Below are 19,780 nucleotides of genomic sequence, written 5' to 3'. Positions count from 1 at the left end.
TGTACTGACATCATAAAAAGGGGAGGCGCGATGCCATTGATAAAACGCAAACAGCTGGCAGCTTGTGCCTTGCTGCTGCTGTCCGGCGCCGGCAAGGGGGCCGCGCCGGAGGCTCCATCGTCCACGGATGCGTCGCGCACCGTGCGCGTGACGGGCCACTACGACAACGCCGTCGGCACCTCGGACGCGGCCAGCCAGGGCGTCATCACCAGCGAACTGATCGTCAACCGGCCCGCCTTGCGCACGGGGGAATTGCTGGAGTTCGTGCCAGGGCTCATCGTCACCCAGCACAGCGGCGACGGCAAGGCCAACCAGTACTTCCTGCGCGGCTTTAACCTCGACCATGGCACGGATTTCGCCACTTACGTCGACGGCATGCCCGTCAACATGCGCACGCATGCACATGGGCAAGGTTATGCCGACCTCAATTTCCTCATTCCCGAGTTGGTGCAGCGCATCGACTACAAAAAGGGACCGTATTTCGCCGGCGAAGGCGATTTCGCCTCAGCGGGCAGCGCGCGCATCCGCCTGGCCGACAGATTGCCGCAAGGCCAGGCCAGCGTGTCCTTGGGCCAGCACGGCTATGTGCGGGCCGTCGTGGCCGATTCCGTCGCTTCCGGCCCCGGCATCCTGCTGGTCGGCCTGGAACTGAACCGCAACAATGGCCCCTGGGACGTGCCGGAGCGCGTGCGTAAAGTGAGCGGCGTGCTGCGCTACAGGCAGGGCAGCCCGGAAGACGGCTTCAGCGTGACGGCCATGGCCTATAAAAACAGCTGGAACGCTACCGACCAGGTGCCGCTGCGCGCGGTCGAATCCGGCCTGATCGGCCGCTTCGGCTCGCTGGCGCCCAGCGACGGCGGCGACACCTCGCGCGCCAGCCTGTCCTACGCGTTGCTCCGGCGCACGGAAAACCGGCTGTTCGAGCTGGACGCGTACCTGATCGGCTCGCAGCTGGAACTCAATAGCGACTTCACGTATTTCCTGGCCAGTCCGGCCACCGGCGACCAGTTCCAGCAAAGCGAACGGCGCGCGGTGGCCGGTGTCAACGCCAGCGAAAGCTGGACCACGCAGCTGGCAGGCTTGTCCATGCGCAACAAGCTGGGCGTGCAGGGCCGTGTCGACCGGCTGTCGCCCGTGGGCCTGTACAGCACGGTAGACCGCATCCGGCAAGCCACGGTGCGCGAAGACCGGGTGCGCGAGGCCAGCGTCGGCGTGTACGGCGAAAACACGGCGCAATGGCTGCCCTGGCTGCGTTCCGTGGCGGGCCTGCGCTATGACGCCTACCGTTTCAAGGTGGCCAGCAGCGTGGAAGGCAATAGCGGCGCGGCAAGCGGGCACCTGGTGTCGCCGAAGCTGTCATGGATACTCGGGCCGTGGCGCCAGACGGAATTCTTCGTGAACTACGGCAAGGGTTTCCATAGCAACGATGCGCGGGGCGCGACGCAGACGCGCTTGCCCGACGGCACGCCTTCGGCTCCCGTCACGCCTCTCGTGCCGACCAGGGGCATGGAACTGGGCGCGCGCACGGAATGGCTGCCGGGCCTGCAAAGCTCGCTGGCCCTGTGGCGGCTCGACGTCGCGTCGGAATTGCTGTTCGTCGGCGACGCGGGCGGCACGCAGCCGAGCCGCGCCAGCCGCCGCCACGGCGTCGAGTGGAACAACCATTATGTTGCCGCGCCGTGGCTGCTGTTCGACCTGGACCTGGCCGTCTCGCGCTCGCGCTACACGCAGAACGATGCGGCCGGCAACTTCATCCCGGGCGCGATCGGCACGGCGGCCTCGTTCGGCGTCACGGTGACGGACCGGGGACCATGGTCGGGCGCCTTGCAGCTGCGCTACTTCGGCCCCCGTCCCTTGATCGAGGACAATAGCGCGCGGTCGGCCTCGACCACCCTCGCGTATGCGCGCCTCGCTTACCAGTTCAACCGCAGGATGCGGCTGTCGCTCGACGTGTTCAACCTGCTCAACAAGCGCGCCAGCGACATCGATTATTACTACGCGTCGCGGCTGCCCGGCGAGGCGCAAGACGGGGTGGCCGACCGCCATTTCCATCCGCTGGAACCGCGTTCCGCGCGCCTGACCTTGTCATATGCGTTCTGACAACGCTAAACTGGGGCATGACAGATCAATTAGTACAAACCAGTAAATTCCTTTCCCTCATACTGCGCCACGCCCCCGAAAAAATCGGCCTCGCGCTCGATGCCCAGGGCTGGGCCGACATAGCCCAGCTGCTGGCGCAGGCGGGCCAGCATGGCCGCCGCCTTTCCCGTGAACAATTGGATGAGGTGGTGGCGCGCGACAGCAAGGCGCGCTACGCCATCAGCGGCGACGGCTTGCGCATCCGCGCCAGCCAGGGGCACTCGCTGGCCGCCGTCGATCTCGCCCTGCCGCCCGCCGCGCCGCCCGCCATGCTGTACCACGGCACGGCCAGCCGTTTTCTCGAGGCGATCCGCGCAGCCGGCCTGCTGCCCGGAGCGCGCAAGCACGTGCACCTGTCGTCCAGCCGCGAAACGGCCGTGGCCGTGGGCGCGCGCCATGGCAAGCCCGTCGTGCTGACGGTCGCTGCGGCCGCCATGCAGGCGCAGGGCCATGTGTTTTATGTGTCCGACAATGGCGTGTGGCTGACGCAGGCCGTGCCGCAGGTGTTTATCGGTTTTCCCTGAGGACAGGCCGCACTGCCGCTTCCACGCCCGAGTAGGCCTGCACGGCATCGGGCAGCCGGGCGCCTTGCACCTCAATCGCCGCGACAGCCTGGTTCAGCTCGGCCAGTTCTGCTGACGTAAGACGCACGCCAGCCGCGCCCAGGTTGTCTTCCAGGTGCGCCATCTGCGTCGTGCCGGGGATGGGCACGATCCACGGCCGCTGCGCCAGCAGCCAGGCGAGGGCGATCTGGGCGGGTGTGGCCTGCTTGCGCGCCGCCCACGTCTTCACCAGTGCCACCAGCGCCAGGTTGTGCGGCAGGTTTTCCGGCGCAAAGCGCGATTCGACCTGGCGGATATCGCCCTCGGCAAAACGGGTTCTGGCGTCGATGGCTCCCGCCAGGAAGCCCACGCCCAGCGGGCTCCACGGCACGAAGCCTATGCCCAGCTCTTCGCACAGGGCCAGCACGCCGGTTTCCGGTCCGCGCCACAGCATCGAATATTCGCTCTGCACGGCGGAAACGGGCAGGGCCGCATGGGCGCGCCGCAGGGTATTGACGCCCATCTCGGACAGGCCCCAGTGCAGCACTTTGCCATCGCGCATCAGGTCCTGCACGGCGCCGGCCACGTCCTCGATCGGCACTTGCGGGTCCACGCGGTGCTGGTACAGCAAGTCGATGCGGTCCGTGCGCAGGCGCTTGAGCATGCCGTCGACGACCAGTTTGATGTGATCGGGACGGCTGTTGGTGCCGGGACGGCGCTCGCCCGTCTGCTGGTCGATATTCCAGCCGAACTTGGTGGCGATGACGACGTCGTTGCGGAACGGCGCCACGCCCTCGCCGAGGATGCGCTCCACCTCGTGCGGGCCATAGGCCTCGGCCGCGTCAAACAGGGTGACGCCCTGCTCGTAAGCCGTGCGAATGATGCGATGCATTTCGGGACGGCCGGGTATTATCGCCTGGTAAGTGCGGCTCATGTTTTGCACGCCCAGGCCGATGCCCGACACTTCCAGCTGGCCCAGCTTGCGGCGGCCCTCCACCGTAGCGCGCACCGCCTGTCCCCGTGCCGAGCCGATCAATGGCATGGCGGCCAGGCTGCCCGCCGCCAGCAGGAAACCGCGGCGGCCCGTGCTTGTATCGTTTGTTGGCATGTGTGTTTTCCCTTAAATATCAAGCTTGCGTTCGGCCATCCATTGGACGATGGCGGGGTCGCGGTGCGAAAAGAAGCTGCTGACGCCCGTTTCCAGGGCGGCGATGGCCGCCATGTCCGCTTCGTCCAGGTCAAAATCGTCAATCGCCAGGTTTTCCGCCATGCGCTCGCGGCGCACGGTCTTGGCCAGCACGGCCACGCCCCGCTGCGTGAGCCAGCGCAGGACGACCTGGCCGACGGACTTGCCGTGCCTGCTGGCGATGCCCAGCAGCAACTCGTTGTTGAACAGGTTGTTGCGGCCTTCGGCGAACGGCGCCCACGCCTGCGGCTGCACGCCGTGCTCGCGCATGAAAGCCACGCTGTCGGCCTGCTGGTGGAAAGGGTTGACTTCGATCTGGTTGACGGCGGGCGCGATGTCGTTGAAGGCGATGATGTCCATCAGGCGGTCGGGCTGGAAATTGCTCACGCCGATGGCGCGCAGCTTGCCGCTGCGATACGCATCCTGCATGGCGCGCCACGATCCATGTACGTCGCCAAACGGCTGGTGGATGAGGAACAGGTCCAGGTAATCGAGCCGCAGCCGCCGCAGCGACCGCTCGATGGCGTCGCGCGTGCGTTCGTAGCCCGTGTCCTGCACCCACAGCTTGCTGGTGACGAACAGCTCTTCGCGCGCCACGCTGCCATGCTCGATGCCCTGGCCGACGGCCGCCTCGTTCAGATAGGACGCGGCCGTGTCGATCAGGCGGTAGCCGGCGGCAATGGCAGCGATCACGGCGCGTTCGCATTCGGCCGGGTCGGGAATCTGGAAGACGCCGTAGCCGGCGACGGGCATGCTGATGCCGTTGTTCAGGGTGACGTGCTCCATGGCTGGCTCCTTCGCTTATTGACAGGAGCTACTCTAAGCCTTGCGCGACTCGTTGATAAGCCCTTGTAATCGGCATGATCTTATTAGCTGCGCTAATGAATAGCCTCATTCATGCGCTGATCAGCTTGATATCGGCCACGCGCTCCACCAGCCACACGGCCGCCACCAGCGCGATGGCCAGCGACCCGACGGTCAGCGCCCGCCGGTACAGCCAGGTCTTGCGCAGCAGCCAGGCGAGGGGCAGAAACGCGGCGACGATGGCCAGCTGGCCCAGTTCCACGCCCACGTTGAAGCCGAACAGGCTGGCCAGCAGCGAGGACTGGGGCAAGCCCAGGTCGCGCAGCACGCTGGCAAAGCCGAAGCCGTGGATCAGGCCAAAGGCGAAGGCTGCCACGGGGCGCTTGCCGCGGAACAGGGGCAGCAGGTTGTTCAGCGCGGCCAGGATCACGGAAGCGGCAATCGCCGATTCCACCCAGCGCGACGGCAGCGAGACGAGCGACAGGCTGGCCAGGCTCAATGTGATGGAGTGGGCAAGGGTAAATGCCGTGACGACCTTCAGCACATCATGGAAGGCCGCCTGCAAGCCTGGCTGCTGGTCGCGCAAGCCGGGCAGCAGGACGGCCGGCAGCAGCAGCGACAGCAGGAACAAAATATGGTCGTAGCCTATCCAGATGTGCCAGATGCCGTGTTGCACGTAGGCGCCGAACTGCGCCAGGCGCTCGGGCGCGGCCAGCGAGATCGTCTGGCGCGGGTTGTCCGGGTCGAAGATGGCCGTCTGCGTGGCGCCGTCGCTGTTGATCTTCAGCAGCCCCTTGTGCTGCGGATCGAGGTCGGCGAACAGGGTGTAGCCGATGGTCAAACTGGCTGGCGCGGCGTTGCCGGGGCAGGTGGCCGCAAAGCGCAGCACGTTGTAGGCGCCGTCCGTGTGGCGGTCGATCAGCTGTTCGGCCGCTTCCAGCGTGCACGCGCCCTCGTCGCCGGCCAACTGCAGGCGCTGCAGCGCGTAGGCGGCAATGGCCGCGTGGCGCGCGCGGATTTCATCCCAGGTCAGGGCGCCGTCGCCATTGCCGTCGAGGCCGATGGCGAAATCGAGGTCGCGCAGGGCGATATCCCATTGGCCGTCGAGCTGCCGGCCGTGCACGGCCAGGCTCAGGTAGCTGTCGCTGGGCTTGTGCGCGTGCGCGGGGGCCAGCCAGGCGCACAGGAACAGGATGAACAGGCAGCGTTTCACAGTACACCTGCTTTCTTGATAAAACTGATTTTCTGCCCATCCTGCGGGCCCAGTTGCCTGGCGAGCCGCTGCAGGGCCACGTCTTCCACGCCATTCGCCGCCACCCACGCCAGCACAGGTTGCGCGGCGCCGTAGTCGCGCGCGGCCAGGGCCGCCTCGAGCACGATGCGCATGTCGGGCACTTCCTTCTGGATGGCCCAGTTCTGCTGCGCCAGCCGCAGGGCGGACGGCACATCGTGTTGCAAAAACAGGGCGAAACGGGCTTGCTCGCGCTGGTGTACGGTATCGCCCCGCTGCATGGCGGCGGTGAAGCGGGCCGCCAGTTCGGCCTTCGCCGCCTGGAACGCCGATTGCCGGCCGGGCAGCGATTGCAGGGCCAGCGCGTAGCGCAGCAGCAGGGCGTCGATGCGCTGCCGGTCCTGCAACAGCGCGACGACGTCCTGCGGGCGCTGGCGGTCCAGCAGGAAGTCGGCGTAGGCGCCCAGCAGATAGCTGTCGCGCGGCTGCCGCGCCAGCGCCGCCTTGTAGCGGGCCTCGGCCAGCGTTGAATCTCCGCGCCGCGTGGCCATTTCCGCCAGCAGGGTGGCGGCCCAGTTTTCCAGTTCGGCCGCCGTGCCGGCGCTCCTTTGCAGGGTCAGGCCCAGCAAGCGCTCGCTGGCGGCGGCGCGGCCCGTGACGCCGGCGATATTGGCAAGGCAGGTGACGGTGGCCAGCTGCGCGGTCAGCGCCGACAGCCGGGCGCAGGCCGCTGTCGCCTGCGGGTAGTCGCCCTGCACGCTGAGCACGGTGGCGCGCGTCAGCCAGGCCTGGGCGTCGTGCGGCTGCTGCGCGAGGACGGCATCGAGGTCTTGCAGGGCGAGACCGAAATGGTGGGTGCTTTGCAGGATGGTGGCGCGCAGCAGGCGCACGGGGACGGGCGGCGCCGCCTGCCGCCACCAGGGCGCCAGGGCCGCTTGGGCGTAGCCCAGGTAGCGCGGGTCCGTTTCGCTGCGCGCCAGCGCGATGTAGCGCTGCGCCAGGCCCGTCGCCAGGGCCAGGTCTTGCTGCGTGGCATTCAATTGCTGGCGCAGGCCGCGCAGTTCGCGCTGCGCGGCATCGGCGCGGCGCGGCAGCTGCTCGATGACGGCGCTGCCGTCCTTTGGCGTGTAGGGGGCGGCCACGGCCAGCAGGGGCAGGCAGGCGCACAGCAGGGAAATCGGTGTTTTCATCGCGGACGTTTCCGTATCGATGTGAAAGGGCGCAGGCGCCGGGCGGTGCCGCTCCGGCGCCTGCGTGAGGCTACAGCGCCGCCGCTTCCGTGTCTTCCGGCGACGTCGCCATGATGGCGTCGGTGGCGACGCCTTCCTTGTCATCGCTGGTGTTCAGAATGATGTCGCTGACGGCTGCATAAAAGGCGTCGGGCATGGCCGCGGGCGGGGGATTGACGCCGCCGTTGTCGCCACTGTGGCCGTCGTGGCTGCCGCCGCCACCGCAGCCGGCCAGCAGGGCCGTGAGCGCCAGGGCGCCCAGTGCATGGAGCTTGTTCATCGCGTTCTCCTCGTTGGCTTACAGTTGCGGCGAACCGGCAATGGGGGTTTTCAGGTAGGGGAAACCCGCCGTGAAGTAGGTTTCATCGACGAAGGCGCCGTCCGTGAAGTGCAGGCCGCCGGCCGGGGCGTCGGACGGGGCGCAGCCGATGTTCAAGGTGCACAGCTTGCCCATGGCCACGCGCAGCACCACGTCGACCACGTCGTCGCCGGGGCGGCGGCCGTTCGGAAAGCCCGCGTTGTCGCCGTCGATGACGCCCAGGCGCTTTTGCGATCCCGGGGCAGTGGGCGCGATCGAGGTGTTCAGGCGCAGCATTTCCGAGGCGACGACCGTCGCCGGCTGGTTCACGCCCTTGATGCCGGTCAAGAAGGCGGCCACGAGGTCGTTGCGGGGGAAGTTGGTGGGCGCCTTGGCGCCTGCCGAGCCGAACAGCACTTCCACCAGGGCCGGCACGGTGGGATTTTTCACATAGTCGGCAAATTGCGCGTCGCCGGCCGGCTTGCTGGCGTTGAAGCGGTCCTTGTCCTTCAGGCCGATGACCAGTTCATTGACCAGCGGCATGCCCAGGCGCGACACCTGCACCCACGCGCCGCCTTCCTTCGATGCGGGAATGGCGCCCGGCGCCGGGTTCAGCAAACGTCCCTGGCGCAGGCTGGCCGTGGTCCAGCCGCCGATGACAGGGTCGCTGCCGGCCGTCAGGCAGGCGGTCGGCACTTCCATCTCGATGGCCGTGACGTTCTTGCGCGCCAGGTCATCCCTGGCGGCGGACTCCGCATTGGCGGCGAATTCCGTGGCGGGCGCCTTGATGTTGATCAAGTCGAACGTTTCGCCCAGGTTCACCACGAAGGGGTCCTTGCGCTGGCCGACGAACAGGCGCGCCGGCGCGGCGCAGCCGGGGATGTTGACCGTGTAGACGTGCTGCGCGGCATACGCGGCGTAATTGGGGATGGCCTTGTTGCCGATATTGTCGACGGGCTTGTCGAACGTCGTGCCGCCGCCGCTGGCGTTGGTCACGCTGCTCCTCGTGCCGCCGCGGCGGTCGCCCCGCACCACCGTCACGGTATACGTTTCGCGCACGTTCAGGCCCGGCGGATTGACGGAATCGATGGCGCCGCCATTGATGACGAGCGGAATCGAGACTTTCTTGCCGCCCACGGTGAACTGGTCATCCTTGATGGTGTTGGCAAAGCGGAACTGGAAGGTGAGGTCTTCCTTGCCGTCGCCGTTGTTGTCGATGTGGATTTCGTACAGGGCGTTGGGGTCCATGGTGAAGTAATTCGGGCCGCCATAGGCGTCCTGCAGCGGCACGTAGTCGGCCACCACGGTGGTGTAGGCGCCGCGGCCCGCCTCGTAGCTGCGGAACATATAGAAGTCGGTGGCGTCGACTTTGGGGTTTTGCGTGATGAACGGCGCTTCGCGGTGGCTGGACGCGTGGGCGGCCGGCGCGATGGCCAAAGTGAAGGAAACGGCGAGCAGGTTGCCCAGGAGTGCGGCGCCCAGTGCGGTTTTCGAGCGTGACAAAGACATTTCGATTCTCCCGATTTTGTGTTTGCGTTGACAGGCAAGTCCAAGAAACTGCAGGCTGCCTGGCTTATACGCACGGGGGAAGAAAACGGATTCACTGCCTCGAAAAGGATGTCATTGCCTTACCAGGCCAGCACTTTCGGGCCGATGGCCGCGCCGATGGCCGTGGGCACCAGCATGCCCAGCACGTACCAGAAGCCGACGAAGCTGGCGGCCAGCTCCGGGCAGTGCAGGCAGTAGACGAGGGCGGCGCCGCCGCCGGCGGCAAAACCGGCGGCGGCGCCCGCCAGGCGCAAGCGCGTGGGCGCCAGTTCGCGCATGCAGCGCAGCACGGCGGCCAGGATGGGCAAGGACAGCATGGCGATCAGCAGCGGGCAGCTGCGCCAGGTGGCGCCCCAGAACAGTTCGGCGCGCTGCCCGGGCGGGGCTTCCTGCATGACGATGGCGCCCAGGGTCCACATCAGCAGCAGGGGCATGGCGACCAGCAGGGGCAGGGCGCGGGTAGCGGCGCCCGGCAGGCACAGGCGGCTGCTCGCCTGCCAGGCCGCCAGGCAGATGCAGGCGACAAAGCCCACCTTGATCCAGAAGTCGGGCAGCTGCGCCAGCTGGTCCAGGTTGGGGCGCACGCCCAGCAGCATGGCCATCAGGGTCACGCTGGCCAGCAGGCCGGCGCCCAGGGTGGACGCGGCNGGGCGGCGGCGCGGCGGCCACGTCGGGGCCGCTGGCCAGCATGGCGATCAAGTCATCGGTTTTCATGATGCAATTCCTTCAGTCCTTAAATGGGCCGCCAGCGCCTTCAGGCCGCGATGCACGGCCACCTTGACGCTGGCTTCCGAAATATCCATGGCGGCCGCCGTGTCGCGCACGGACCAGCCGTCGAGCTTGGTATGCACGATGGCATCGCGCTGCTGCGCCGGCAAGGTGGCCAGCAGCCTGCCCAGGTCGCGGCTGGCCTCGGCCGCCTCGGCATCGGCGCTGGAAAACAGTTGCTGCGCGCTATCTTCTTCGTCATACGGCTGGTGCTGCGCCTCGCGCCGCCCGTGCCGGCGCAGCCAGTCGATCAATTTGTAGCGCGCGATCGCATGGATCCACGACGTCAGCGGCACGCCCGTGTCATACGTCAGTCGCTGGTTATGGATGGCTAATAAACATTCCTGCACCAGGTCTTCCACCTCGTCCGGCCAGCGCTGCAGGCGGCGCCGCAAGAAGGCGCGCAGATGGGCACTGGTTGCTTGTAGGAAATTACGGTAAGCCTGCGCATCGCCATCGAGTCCGCGCAGCAGCAGGCCATGCAGCCGCAATTCCGCGCCATGCAACTGCTTACTGACAGGTATTCGTTGCATGCGGGCCTTTGGTGACAGGCGTTGAAAAAAATAAATCTCACTTATTTTGCCGGCGGCTGTAACCAATCCGTCCAACGCGGCGAATTGACAGGCAAGCACGTTTCTCATATCAATATACCGGTGAAAGACCATGGACATCAAGTGCCGCCTGGCAATCCTTCTACTTCCCGCCCTGGCCGCGGCGGGGCCGAGCGCCGCGCAGCTGGCGGCCGGCCGGCGCTGCGACGTCAACAGCGGTGCGCGGACGGCGGCGCTGGTAGAGCTGTACAGCAGCGAAGGCTGCTCCAGCTGCCCGCCCGCCGACCGGCGCCTGAACGCCTTGCGCCAGCAGGCGGGGGCGGACAGCCTGGTCGTGCCGCTGGCCCTGCACGTCACCTACTGGGACCAGAACGGCTGGGCGGACCCGCTGGCGCAGCCGCAATTCGACGCGCGCCAGGCCGAGTTGCTGCGCCGCCAGCGGCGTCATACGGCCTACACGCCGCAGTTTTTCGTCGGCGGCATGGAATTGCGGGACTGGCAGGCGCAGCTGCCGGCGGCCATCGGCCGCATCAACGCGACCGCCGCGCCCGTCACCATTGGCCTGTCCGCCATGCCGGGGCCGGGTGGCAAGCTGCTGCTGCAAGCCGATGCCAGCGCGCCGGACGCGCACACGGGCGGCCAGCTGTATGTGGCCGTCAGCGAAAGCGCCATCGTCTCGACCGTGCTGCGCGGCGAAAACCGGGGCGCCACCCTGCGTCACGATGCGGCCGTGCGCCTGTGGCTGGGGCCGCTTGCGCTGGTGCAAGGCCGCGCCCGCCTGCGCCGCGAAGTCCAGCTGCCGGCCAGCTGGCGCCCGGAAAACCTGCAAATCGTCGCCTTCGTGCAGCGGGCCGACAGCAGCGCCATCCTGCAAGCCGTCAGCACGGCATCGTGCGCGAAGGGAGTCATGTGATGAACGGGCAAATGAACGTGATCCATCCGGCCTGGCTGCGCCTGACGCACTGGCTCAACGCCATCGCCGTGGTGGTGCTGGCCACCAGCGGCTGGCGCATCTACAACGCGGCGCCATTCTTCCCCTTCGAGCTGCCGCGCGCGCTGACCCTGGGCGGCTGGCTGGGCGGCGCCCTGCAATGGCATTTCGCCGCCATGTGGCTGCTGGTGGGCAATGGGCTGCTGTATCTGGTCATCAATATCGTCTCGGGACGGCTGCGGCGCCAGTTCTTTCCCCTCTCGCCGCGAGCGCTGCTGGCCGATTTCGTCGCCGCGCTGAAGGGCAAGCTGGCCCATGCGGACCCGCGCCGCTACAACATGGTGCAGCGCGCCGCCTACCTGTTCGTCATGCTGGATTGCATCGTGCTGGTGCTGTCCGGCCTGGTGCTATGGAAATCCGTGCAATTCCCGCTGCTGCGCGAGCTGCTGGGCGGCTACGAGAGCGCGCGCAGGGTCCACTTCATCGCCATGGCGCTGCTGACGGGTTTTGTCGGCGTGCACCTGCTGATGGTGGCGCTGGTGCCGCGCACCCTGGTCGCCATGCTGCGCGGCCGCTAAGGAGATGAGCATGAAAAAAACCATCATCGTGCAAGAACGGGGACAGGCCATGCTGGCCGACGCCTTGCGCCAGATCAAACAGCCGTCGCGGCGTCTGTTCCTGCAGCGCAGCCTGACCCTGGGCGGCCTGTCGCTGCTGACGGGCTGCAACGCCAGCGACCCGTCCGCCATCGAGACAGCCTTGATGGCCGTGTCGCGCATGAACGACCGGGTGCAGGGCTGGCTGTTCGACCCGAATAAACTGGCGCCGACTTACCCGGACTCCATGATCACGCGGCCGTTTCCCTTCAATGCCTATTACGGCGAGGATGAAGTGGAACAGGTCGATGGCGAGGCCTGGCGCCTGGAACTGAGCGGCCTGATCGCCGACAAAAAGCCGTGGACCCTGCCGCAGCTGCGCGCCCTGCCGCAGCAAACGCAGGTGACGCGCCACATCTGCGTGGAAGGCTGGAGCGCCATCGGCAAGTGGGGCGGCGTGCCGTTTTCCCATTTCCTCAAGCGGGTGGGCGCCGACACGACGGCCAGATACATCGGCTTCAAGTGCGCCGACGATTATTTTACGAGCATCGACATGGCCACGGCCCTGCACCCGCAAACCATCATGGCCCTGACCTACGACGGCAAGGAATTGCCGCCGAAATACGGTTACCCGATGAAGCTGCGCATGCCGACCAAGCTGGGCTACAAGAACCCCAAGCACATCCAGGCCATTTTCGTCACGAACACCTACCCGGGAGGGTATTGGGAGAATCAGGGATATAACTGGTTCGGCGGCTCCTAGGAAGGCCGGGGAGCCGGCCAGGGCGGCGTTGCATTGCCTTGTCGTACCAGTCGTACTGCCTGCGGCAATGCGCCTGGCCCTGACCACCTCCCGGCCTTCCTTCTATTCGGCAGCAAGCAGCACCCTGTAGCACAGCAATAGCTTTACCACCGGGCAATCTTGCCCATTTAACCCAGAGACAAGGACATATCATGAAAACCACCATTACCACCTTCGCCGCCATCATCGCTTCCGCCATCCTCATGTCGGGCGCCGCCTTTGCCCAGGACGCCATGCAGAAAGACGCCATGGCCAAGGATGCCTCGGCCGACGCCATGCACAAGGACGCCATGGGCAAGGACGGCATGCACAAGCCGATGCCGAAGAAACACATGAAAAAGGATCACATGGCCAAGGATGGCATGGCAAAAGACGCCATGGCGAAAGACGCGATGAAGAAGGACGAGATGAAGAAGGATGACATGAAGAAGGATGCGATGGGCAAGTAAGCAGCCGGGCAGGCCCGGGCGTGGTGGCTGCCGCTCACCACGCTGCGGGATCGATCTTGCCTATGGCCATCAGCGCCGGCTTGCAAAATAAATATCCCTGCATCAGGTCGATGCCCATCACCCGCAGGCAATCGCGTTCGGCGGCCGTTTCGATGCCCTCGGCCAGGACTTGAATGCCGAGTTCGCTGCAAATACCGATGATGCCCTTGACGATGGCCTGTTTCGGCGCGCTTGCCTCGACGCCGCGCACCAGTTCCATGTCGATCTTGATGATGTGCGGCTGATACTCGGACAGCAGGGTCAGTCCCGCGTAGCCGGCGCCGAAATCGTCGATGGCCGTCTGGAAACCGAAGCGCCGGTACTCATGGAAGATGTTGACGAGGTGGGGGCGGTCGCGCACTTCTTCGCCCTCGGTGACCTCGAAGATAATGCGGCGGATGGGAAAGTTGTGCTCGCGCGCGGCGGCTAAAGTTGCCTGAATGCAAGCGTCGGGGCGGTACACGGCGTTCGGCAGAAAGTTGATGGACAGATATTCCCCGATGCCCAGCAGGGCCGCGCCCTCGATGGCGCGCACGCGGCAAGCCTGGTCGAAGACATAGCGGTTTTCGTCATTGACCTGGGACAAGACCGAGTAAGCGGATTCGCCGTTGGGGCCGCGCACCAGGGCTTCATGGCCAAAGATCGAGCGCGTGGACAGTTCGACGATGGGCTGATAGGCAAAGGTGAAATCGAAGCCCAGCGGCGCCGCTTGCCGGCATTGGCTGCAGCCTGCATTTTTCCCTGATGGGCCTGAGGTGTCGCTGGAGGACGTCATGGTCGCACCGCTTTTGATGGCAATTGCACATAGTTATACCATGGCATGGCGCCCGCGCAGCGTAATTTGTAGCGCAACAACACGCAGGGACGACCATGGCGGGGCTGGCACGGAAGTGGCGGGCGGCAAAGATGCTAATTTGCAATTTGTAGTAAGCTGGTCGCCTCCTGATTTCCTGCATGCACAGTCATGACCGAACCGTCCGCCGCCGCCCTGTCCTCCGAAGCCAAGCCATCCGACAAAGCCATCCGCCGCCGCTCGCTGTTTGCCGCCTGCAGCGCGCATGCCGTGCATGACGGCTTGACGGATGTCATCTACGTGCTGCTGCCCATCTGGCAGGCGCAGTTTGCCATCAGCTATGCCATGGTGGGCCTGTTGCGCGGCTCGTATTCGGGCATGATGGCCGGTTTCCAGCTGCTGGCCAGCCGCATGGCGAAGCGCTGGGGGCGCGAACGCATGCTGGTGGGCGGCACGGCGCTGGCCGGCGTCGCCTACCTGGTCGCGGGGCAGGCGGGCGGCCTGGCCGTGCTGCTGATCGCCTTGCTGCTGGGCGGCCTGGGCGCCAGCACCCAGCATCCGCTGGCCTCGTCCATCGTCACGGACACGCACGAAGCGGGCGGCGGCGTGAAGGAGGCCTTGTCGCAATATAATTTCGCCGGCGATATCGGCAAGACCCTGATACCCGCGCTGATGGGCTTGCTGCTGCTCGCGTGCAGCTGGCAAACGGGCGTTTCCCTGCTGGGGCTGCTGGGCCTGGCGGCCGCCGGCTTGCTGTGGTGGCTGCTGCCGAAACCCGGCGAACTGCAAACCGGGACCAAAAAGGCGGGCAAGACCATCGCCGGCAGCGGCTCGAAAGGGAGTTTTCGCGCGCTGCTGGCCACGGGCACCCTGGACAGCGCCGTGCGCATGGGTTTTCTCACCTTCCTGCCGTTCTTGCTGAAAAGCAAGGGTGCAGGCACGGCCGGCATCGGCGTGGCCTTATCCCTGCTGTTCGTGGGCGGCGCCTTCGGCAAGCTGCTGTGCGGCTACCTGGGCGCGCGCATCGGCATGATGAAAACCGTGTGGCTGACGGAATCGATGACCTCGCTGCTGATCGTCGCGGCCCTGTGGCTGCCGCTGGCCGGCGTCATGGCCATGCTGCCCCTGCTGGGGCTGGCGCTGAACGGCACCTCGTCCGTGCTGTACGGCGTCGTGCCGGAACTGGCCGAACCGGGCAAGCGCGAGCATGCGTTCGCCCTGTTCTACACGGGCACCATCGGCGGCGGGGCGCTGGCGCCCGTGCTGTTCGGCGCGCTGGGCGACCATACCAGCGTGCCCACGGCCTTGCTGGCGCTGGCGGCCGTATTGCTGCTGACCTTGCCGCTGGCGTGGCAGGTGCAGCGGGGCCTGGCGCGCGGTGGCGCCGCATGACGGGACGCCTCGCATGAGTCTGCCATTGCCGCGCGACAAGCACGATACGCAGAACGCGCAAGCCCTGACCGCCTTGCGCTGGGAAGAGCTGCGTCCCGCCATGCCGCGGATCCTCGAGTGGGTGCAGGACGCCAACTGGCCCGTGGCCGCCATCCTCCTGCCTTACCTGGCCGGCATCGGTCCGCGCCTGGCTCCCTATGTCAAAACGGTGCTGGCCAGCGACGATGAACAGTGGAAGTACATTGTTCTGCTGGGCATCGTGCGCCATTCCTCCGGGCTGGCTGCCGCGGTGGACGGGCAATTGCAGCGCTTCGCCCTCGCGCCAACGGCTGCCGAGCTGGAAGAAGGCGTGGCCGAGGCGGCCCGGGAGATTCTGCAATGCCAGATAATAACTGCCGTCGGCCAGTAATCAGGGGCATTATTATAAGAAATTAGTATTGAATGTGCGTGCGTGTGGCCATTCCTGCAATAGATAGGAGACAATCCGGCCCGAATATATATCGGCATCCGGGTTTTTAAAACTCTCTATCATTTAACAGGAAGATTACATGGGCAATTTTAGTATCCCGCAAACCAATAAAGCACTCGCTGTATATTTTCATGGCAAGACGGTACCGATGCTCTTTGCGGTATTTGCGGCGATCCTGGCGGCAGTGGCAGGTTTTGTCTTGTACCTGAGCACGACCATACCTCAGAAAACACTGACCGATACGCAGGCCATGACATTGCGCAATGGCGCCAGGCTGGGCACGCACAGCAATTTGACTATTCTTTATGGTTCAGCGGCTTTTCTATTGCTGCTCGCCGTGCTGGTGCTGGTCATGCGCGCGGTAATGCTCAAGCGGCGGAAAAGCCGTTTTGAATTGCATGAAGACGGTGTGGTGCATGAATTGGACGGCATTCGCAGCTACGCTGCCTTTGCCGATATCGAAGACCTGTATCTGTTTGCCGGCGGCTCCACTGCCATGGCCGGCATGATCAATAACTTTGCCTACCGCACGGGCGCCGACCAGCCATGGATATGGGCCACCGGAGAACTCAAGCGCTTTGACGAGTTTATGGACGCGTTTCGTTCCCGTTACCTGGAATACCGCATGCCCGTATTAAAGCAAAAGCTTGCAGACGGCGAGCGCGTGAGTTTTCGCTACATCAGCAGTGGCGACGTGTACAAGAAGCGCTTGTTCGGTAACTTCCTGAAAGTGAAGACACAGGAACTGGCTTTGTCGGCGCAGGGCTTGCATGTGGACGGCGTCACCTGGCCTGGCGCCAGCCTGCAGTGCATGCATCAGAATGACTGGACCGAGAGATTGACGATCAAGGATGCGGCGGGCACGACAGTGTTTTCGTGCATCGGCACGGGTATCCTGAGTTTCGACCTGTTCGCCAATATGCTGGACGACGAGATCAATCAGGCCTGCTAACAATCCGGCGCAACATGCCTCCCGATACAGGGAGGCTGGCGACCGGGCTATCCCGGCCGGCGGCCAACTGCAGATAAAAAATGAAAACACATTTACTGTCGAATGACGAATACCAAAACACGTTTCATGCGCCTATGCTGAAGGTGACTGAAACCGCCAGGGAAGTCGTCGATCTTTGGGCATATGCCGATCTGGTCATCGGGAGTGACTTTGGCGATGCTGTGGACTGGAATTGGCAGGTCGTCCATATTTATGAGTCGTCAGATGGCAAGTTTCAACACATCGGCATTCCCGTTCCCCACGATGAGACTTATCTGACGGTTATCGTCGATATCCCCGGCAAAAAAATCCTGGGGCATGTTTTTCTGGATCTGCGCACCAGGCCGTCAAGTCGCAGTGACGAGTAACGCTTGATGCGGATCAAAGGGACGCCGTCGCGCGATTCCTGGCGCAGTTGGACGACGGCATGCATGCCTGTGCCGCCGATTGATCCGCATCGACGGTTTTCCCGCCTCGCCCCGCGCCGCCGGACGACCGCATGCGGGTGCCGTTTTCCGTGCAGGCCCACCACGGCTTCGTCGACGGCTACCAGATGCAGAAACTGGCGCAGGCGCTGGTGCGCCGCATCGCCACGATGATTTCCTAGCGTAAATAGTCGCTGGGGGCCCGGCCCAGCATGCGGCGGAAGGCCGCTGTAAAAGCGCTGGGGCTGGCGTAGCCGAGGTCGAGGGCGATGCGCGTGACGGCCTGGCCGTCGGCCAGGCGTGCGATGGCGGCCAGCAGGCACGCTTGCTGGCGCCATTGGGCGAATCCCAGGCCCGTCTGGGCGCGGAACAGCCGCGTAAAGGTGCGCCGGCTCATGCCGGCCCGCGCCGCCATCGCGTCCAGGCCGCTGTCCAGGCTTGGCTGCCGCAGCAATTCCATGCACAGGCGCGCCAGCCGTGCGTCCTGCGGCAGCGGCGCGCTCAGGGGCAAGGGCCTGGCAGCGGCGATCTCGTCGAGCAGCAGGGCCATCAATCTTCCGGCGCGCGACGCTGCCGCATACAAGGCGTCCACGGCCACCGCTTCGGCCAGCAGCTGGCGCAGCAGCGGCGACACCTCAAGCACCTGGCAATGGGGCGGCAAGCGGCTGCGGGCAATGGCGGCATCGTCGATAAACACATTGTGCATGGCCACGCCCCCGTGCATGCGCATGCCGTGCGACAGCTGTGCCGGTACCCAGCAGGCGCGCTGCGGCGGCACCAGCCAGCTGCCCTGCGGCGTGTGCACGCTGATGGCGCCCCGCGCCGCATAGGCAAATTGCCCACGCGCATGTTGATGCTCGGGAAACAGCTCGCCGGCCGCGTAATCGCGCGCGGTGGCGATCAGTGCGCGCGGCACTTCCGTATAAAAATCATCCATGGCCCGTACTCTACAGTATTTGACCTGGCATCGAAGGCGGGCCGTTGCCTGCATCGCTACCATGCAGGCTTTCCCTCATTCAAGGATGCAAATGCACAATACCTGTCACCGCGTGGGCCATGGTCCCCACGCCGTCATCGTCCTGCACGGCTGGTTTGGCGACGCGCAGGCGTTCGCGCCGATGGAAACGGCCCTCGATGGCGCCGCCTTCAGCTACGTCTTCATGGACAACCGCGGCTACGGCGGCATGCGCGACGCGCAGGGCGATTACTCGATGGACGAAGTGGCCCGCGACGCGCTGGCGCTGGCCGATGCGCTGGGCTTGGCCACTTTCAGCGTGGTCGGCCACTCCATGGGCGGCATGGCGCTGGAAAAGCTGGCCTTGCTGGCGCCTTTGCGCTTGCGCAAGCTGGTGGCCGTGGCGCCCGTTCCCAGCTGCGGCGTGGCTTTCGACGGGGCGGCGCGGCAACTGTTTCTCGACGCCAGCGGCAGCGTGGCGGCGCGCCGCGCCATCATCGCCCGCAGCACGGGCGGGCGCTTGCCCGCGGCCTGGCTGGACTGGAAGGCGCAATACTCGTGGGAAAGTTCGGATCAGGCCGCGTTCGCCGCCAGTTTCCTGGCGTGGAGCGGCACGGATTTCAGCGGCGAAGTGATGCGGGCGGCGCCGAAACTGCCCTTGCTGGCGCTGGTGGGCGAGCACGACCCCCGTTTCGATGCGGCCCTGATGCGCCGCACGTATCTGGCGTGGTACCCGCAGGCCCGGCTGCAGGTGCTGGCCAACGCGGGACACTATCCGATGAATGAAACGCCGCTGGCCCTGGCGGCCAGCATCGAGGCGTTTCTGTCAGCGCAGTGACGTTACGCGGCCTTGGCGCGCAGGCGCAGCAGGCTCAGGCCCAGCAGCACGAAGGCGCCGCCCGAGATGCGGTTGAACAGTTTGGCCCGGCCCGGCGTGGCCAGCTGGCTTTTCAGCAAACGCGCCAGGTTGGCGTAGAACAGATGGGCCAGCATGGCGCAGGCGACAAACGAGGTCGTCAGCACGGTGAACTGGATGGCCACGGGTTCGCCCGGCGTGATGAATTGCGGGAACAGGGCCGAAAAGAACAGGATGGCTTTCGGGTTCGTCAGCGCCACCGTCAAGCCCTGGCGGAAGAGTTTCCAGAAGGAATTCGGATTCGCGGCCCCTTGCAGCACGGGCGCGTCGGCCACGATGCTGGTCTTGCTGCGCCATTGCTTGACGCCCAGGTACACGAGATAGAGGGCGCCGGCCAGTTTCAGCAGCATGAAGGCGGTGGCCGAGGTGGCCAGCACCACGCCCATGCCGGCCATGGCCACGCCGGAAATGATGAACAGGCCAAAACCGTTGCCCATGCTGCTGATCATCGCGCGCCGCGGGCCGACGGCGATGGCATTCGAAATGGCCAGCAGGACGGCGGGGCCGGGCGAAAACGTGACGAGCAGAGCGACGCTGCAGAAAAGCAGCCAGTTCGAGAGATGCATGGATGTTCCTGGATGGGGCCGTGGCCGGTTTGAAAAGGCAAAACACGCTTATTGTACGAAGTTTTGCGCCTGCGCGCCGGCCGGCCTTGCGGCAGGCTCAGGCCGGCACCGGCAGCGCGGCGGCGTCGTCCGCCAGACCCGCCACCAGCGCCGCCGCCTC

At 65.6% G+C, this 19,780-nt stretch carries 22 protein-coding genes; 11 read left to right on the top strand and 11 right to left on the bottom strand.

Going from position 1 to position 19,780, the window contains the following annotated elements; all coding sequences use genetic code 11:
• Positions 1-30: 30 nt before the first annotated feature.
• Together CBW50_RS09880 and CBW50_RS09875 are read left to right on the top strand one after the other, a co-directional pair.
• Positions 31-2,100 (top strand): TonB-dependent receptor, encoded by a 2,070-nt coding sequence (locus tag CBW50_RS09880; protein ID WP_086145373.1) that lies wholly within the window; start codon positions 31-33, stop codon positions 2,098-2,100.
• A 17-nt stretch (positions 2,101-2,117) separates the two neighbouring features.
• The gene (locus tag CBW50_RS09875; protein ID WP_086145372.1) at positions 2,118-2,663 is read left to right on the top strand and encodes an RNA 2'-phosphotransferase; all 546 of its coding nucleotides are present in this window, start codon (positions 2,118-2,120) and stop codon (positions 2,661-2,663) included.
• Here CBW50_RS09875 and CBW50_RS09870 read toward each other — a convergent pair.
• The 8 genes from CBW50_RS09870 to CBW50_RS09835 form a co-directional block, all read right to left on the bottom strand.
• On the bottom strand, positions 2,647-3,789 hold the full coding sequence (locus CBW50_RS09870) for an aldo/keto reductase (protein WP_086145371.1): 1,143 nt from the start codon (positions 3,787-3,789) through the stop codon (positions 2,647-2,649). The genes CBW50_RS09875 and CBW50_RS09870 overlap by 17 nt on opposite strands.
• Before the next feature lie 12 nt (positions 3,790-3,801).
• Positions 3,802-4,653: an aldo/keto reductase gene (locus CBW50_RS09865; protein ID WP_086145370.1), complete on the bottom strand. Its 852-nt coding sequence runs from the start codon at positions 4,651-4,653 to the stop codon at positions 3,802-3,804.
• A 109-nt stretch (positions 4,654-4,762) separates the two neighbouring features.
• Entirely contained in the window at positions 4,763-5,884 is a 1,122-nt protein-coding gene (locus CBW50_RS09860) for a HupE/UreJ family protein (protein ID WP_086145369.1), read from the bottom strand.
• Positions 5,881-7,092 carry a hypothetical protein gene (locus tag CBW50_RS09855; protein ID WP_086145368.1) on the bottom strand — a complete coding sequence of 404 codons (1,212 nt, stop codon included), beginning with the start codon at positions 7,090-7,092 and terminating at the stop codon, positions 5,881-5,883. Before CBW50_RS09855 ends, CBW50_RS09860 begins: the two co-directional genes overlap by 4 nt.
• Positions 7,093-7,162: 70 nt before the next feature.
• Entirely contained in the window at positions 7,163-7,411 is a 249-nt protein-coding gene (locus CBW50_RS09850) for a hypothetical protein (protein WP_086145367.1), read from the bottom strand.
• 18 nt (positions 7,412-7,429) lie between these two features.
• Positions 7,430-8,938, bottom strand: coding sequence for a DUF4331 domain-containing protein (locus CBW50_RS09845; protein ID WP_172404721.1), 1,509 nt, complete (start codon positions 8,936-8,938; stop codon positions 7,430-7,432).
• Positions 8,939-9,057: 119 nt separating this feature from the next.
• Positions 9,058-9,579, bottom strand: a complete 522-nt coding sequence (locus CBW50_RS09840; protein ID WP_253251922.1) for a DUF1109 domain-containing protein — start codon at positions 9,577-9,579, stop codon at positions 9,058-9,060.
• Positions 9,580-9,687: 108 nt separating this feature from the next.
• Entirely contained in the window at positions 9,688-10,278 is a 591-nt protein-coding gene (locus tag CBW50_RS09835) for a sigma-70 family RNA polymerase sigma factor (RefSeq protein ID WP_086145366.1), read from the bottom strand.
• A gap of 130 nt (positions 10,279-10,408) precedes the next feature.
• On the opposite strand from CBW50_RS09835, the gene CBW50_RS09830 reads away from it, so the two are divergent.
• The 4 genes from CBW50_RS09830 (at position 10,409) to CBW50_RS09815 (ending at position 13,074) form a co-directional block, all read left to right on the top strand.
• Positions 10,409-11,209 carry a DUF1223 domain-containing protein gene (locus CBW50_RS09830; protein ID WP_086145365.1) on the top strand — a complete coding sequence of 267 codons (801 nt, stop codon included), beginning with the start codon at positions 10,409-10,411 and terminating at the stop codon, positions 11,207-11,209.
• Entirely contained in the window at positions 11,209-11,805 is a 597-nt protein-coding gene (locus tag CBW50_RS09825) for a cytochrome b/b6 domain-containing protein (RefSeq protein WP_086145364.1), read from the top strand. Before CBW50_RS09830 ends, CBW50_RS09825 begins: the two co-directional genes overlap by 1 nt.
• Before the next feature lie 4 nt (positions 11,806-11,809).
• Positions 11,810-12,586, top strand: coding sequence for a molybdopterin-dependent oxidoreductase (locus CBW50_RS09820; protein WP_086145363.1), 777 nt, complete (start codon positions 11,810-11,812; stop codon positions 12,584-12,586).
• A 191-nt stretch (positions 12,587-12,777) separates the two neighbouring features.
• Positions 12,778-13,074 carry a pentapeptide MXKDX repeat protein gene (locus CBW50_RS09815; RefSeq protein ID WP_086145362.1) on the top strand — a complete coding sequence of 99 codons (297 nt, stop codon included), beginning with the start codon at positions 12,778-12,780 and terminating at the stop codon, positions 13,072-13,074.
• A gap of 34 nt (positions 13,075-13,108) precedes the next feature.
• On the opposite strand, the gene CBW50_RS09810 is transcribed toward CBW50_RS09815, so the two are convergent.
• Entirely contained in the window at positions 13,109-13,888 is a 780-nt protein-coding gene (locus CBW50_RS09810; protein ID WP_086145361.1) for an EAL domain-containing protein, read from the bottom strand.
• A 189-nt stretch (positions 13,889-14,077) separates the two neighbouring features.
• On the opposite strand from CBW50_RS09810, the gene CBW50_RS09805 reads away from it, so the two are divergent.
• From CBW50_RS09805 to CBW50_RS09790, 4 genes are all read left to right on the top strand, one after another.
• A complete protein-coding gene (locus tag CBW50_RS09805) occupies positions 14,078-15,298 on the top strand; it encodes an MFS transporter (protein WP_086145360.1) in 1,221 nt (406 codons plus the stop codon).
• Between the two features lie 13 nt (positions 15,299-15,311).
• Positions 15,312-15,707: a DUF5071 domain-containing protein gene (locus CBW50_RS09800; RefSeq protein ID WP_086145359.1), complete on the top strand. Its 396-nt coding sequence runs from the start codon at positions 15,312-15,314 to the stop codon at positions 15,705-15,707.
• Between the two features lie 139 nt (positions 15,708-15,846).
• A complete protein-coding gene (locus tag CBW50_RS09795; RefSeq protein WP_226935683.1) occupies positions 15,847-16,719 on the top strand; it encodes a hypothetical protein in 873 nt (290 codons plus the stop codon).
• An 80-nt stretch (positions 16,720-16,799) separates the two neighbouring features.
• Positions 16,800-17,126, top strand: coding sequence for a hypothetical protein (locus tag CBW50_RS09790; protein ID WP_086145358.1), 327 nt, complete (start codon positions 16,800-16,802; stop codon positions 17,124-17,126).
• Between the two features lie 235 nt (positions 17,127-17,361).
• On the opposite strand, the gene CBW50_RS09785 is transcribed toward CBW50_RS09790, so the two are convergent.
• Positions 17,362-18,120 (bottom strand): helix-turn-helix domain-containing protein, encoded by a 759-nt coding sequence (locus CBW50_RS09785; RefSeq protein WP_216356332.1) that lies wholly within the window; start codon positions 18,118-18,120, stop codon positions 17,362-17,364.
• A 91-nt stretch (positions 18,121-18,211) separates the two neighbouring features.
• On the opposite strand from CBW50_RS09785, the gene CBW50_RS09780 reads away from it, so the two are divergent.
• Positions 18,212-18,976, top strand: a complete 765-nt coding sequence (locus CBW50_RS09780) for an alpha/beta hydrolase (RefSeq protein WP_086145437.1) — start codon at positions 18,212-18,214, stop codon at positions 18,974-18,976.
• 2 nt (positions 18,977-18,978) lie between these two features.
• On the opposite strand, the gene CBW50_RS09775 is transcribed toward CBW50_RS09780, so the two are convergent.
• Positions 18,979-19,620, bottom strand: coding sequence for a LysE family translocator (locus CBW50_RS09775; protein ID WP_086145356.1), 642 nt, complete (start codon positions 19,618-19,620; stop codon positions 18,979-18,981).
• Between the last annotated feature and the right edge of the window lie 160 nt (positions 19,621-19,780).

The sequence above is a fragment of the Janthinobacterium sp. GW458P genome, from assembly GCF_002127585.1.
Lineage (GTDB): Bacteria > Pseudomonadota > Gammaproteobacteria > Burkholderiales > Burkholderiaceae_D > Janthinobacterium.
Note: the sequence above shows the minus strand (reverse complement) of the source record. Positions and strands in the feature narration are given on the sequence as shown.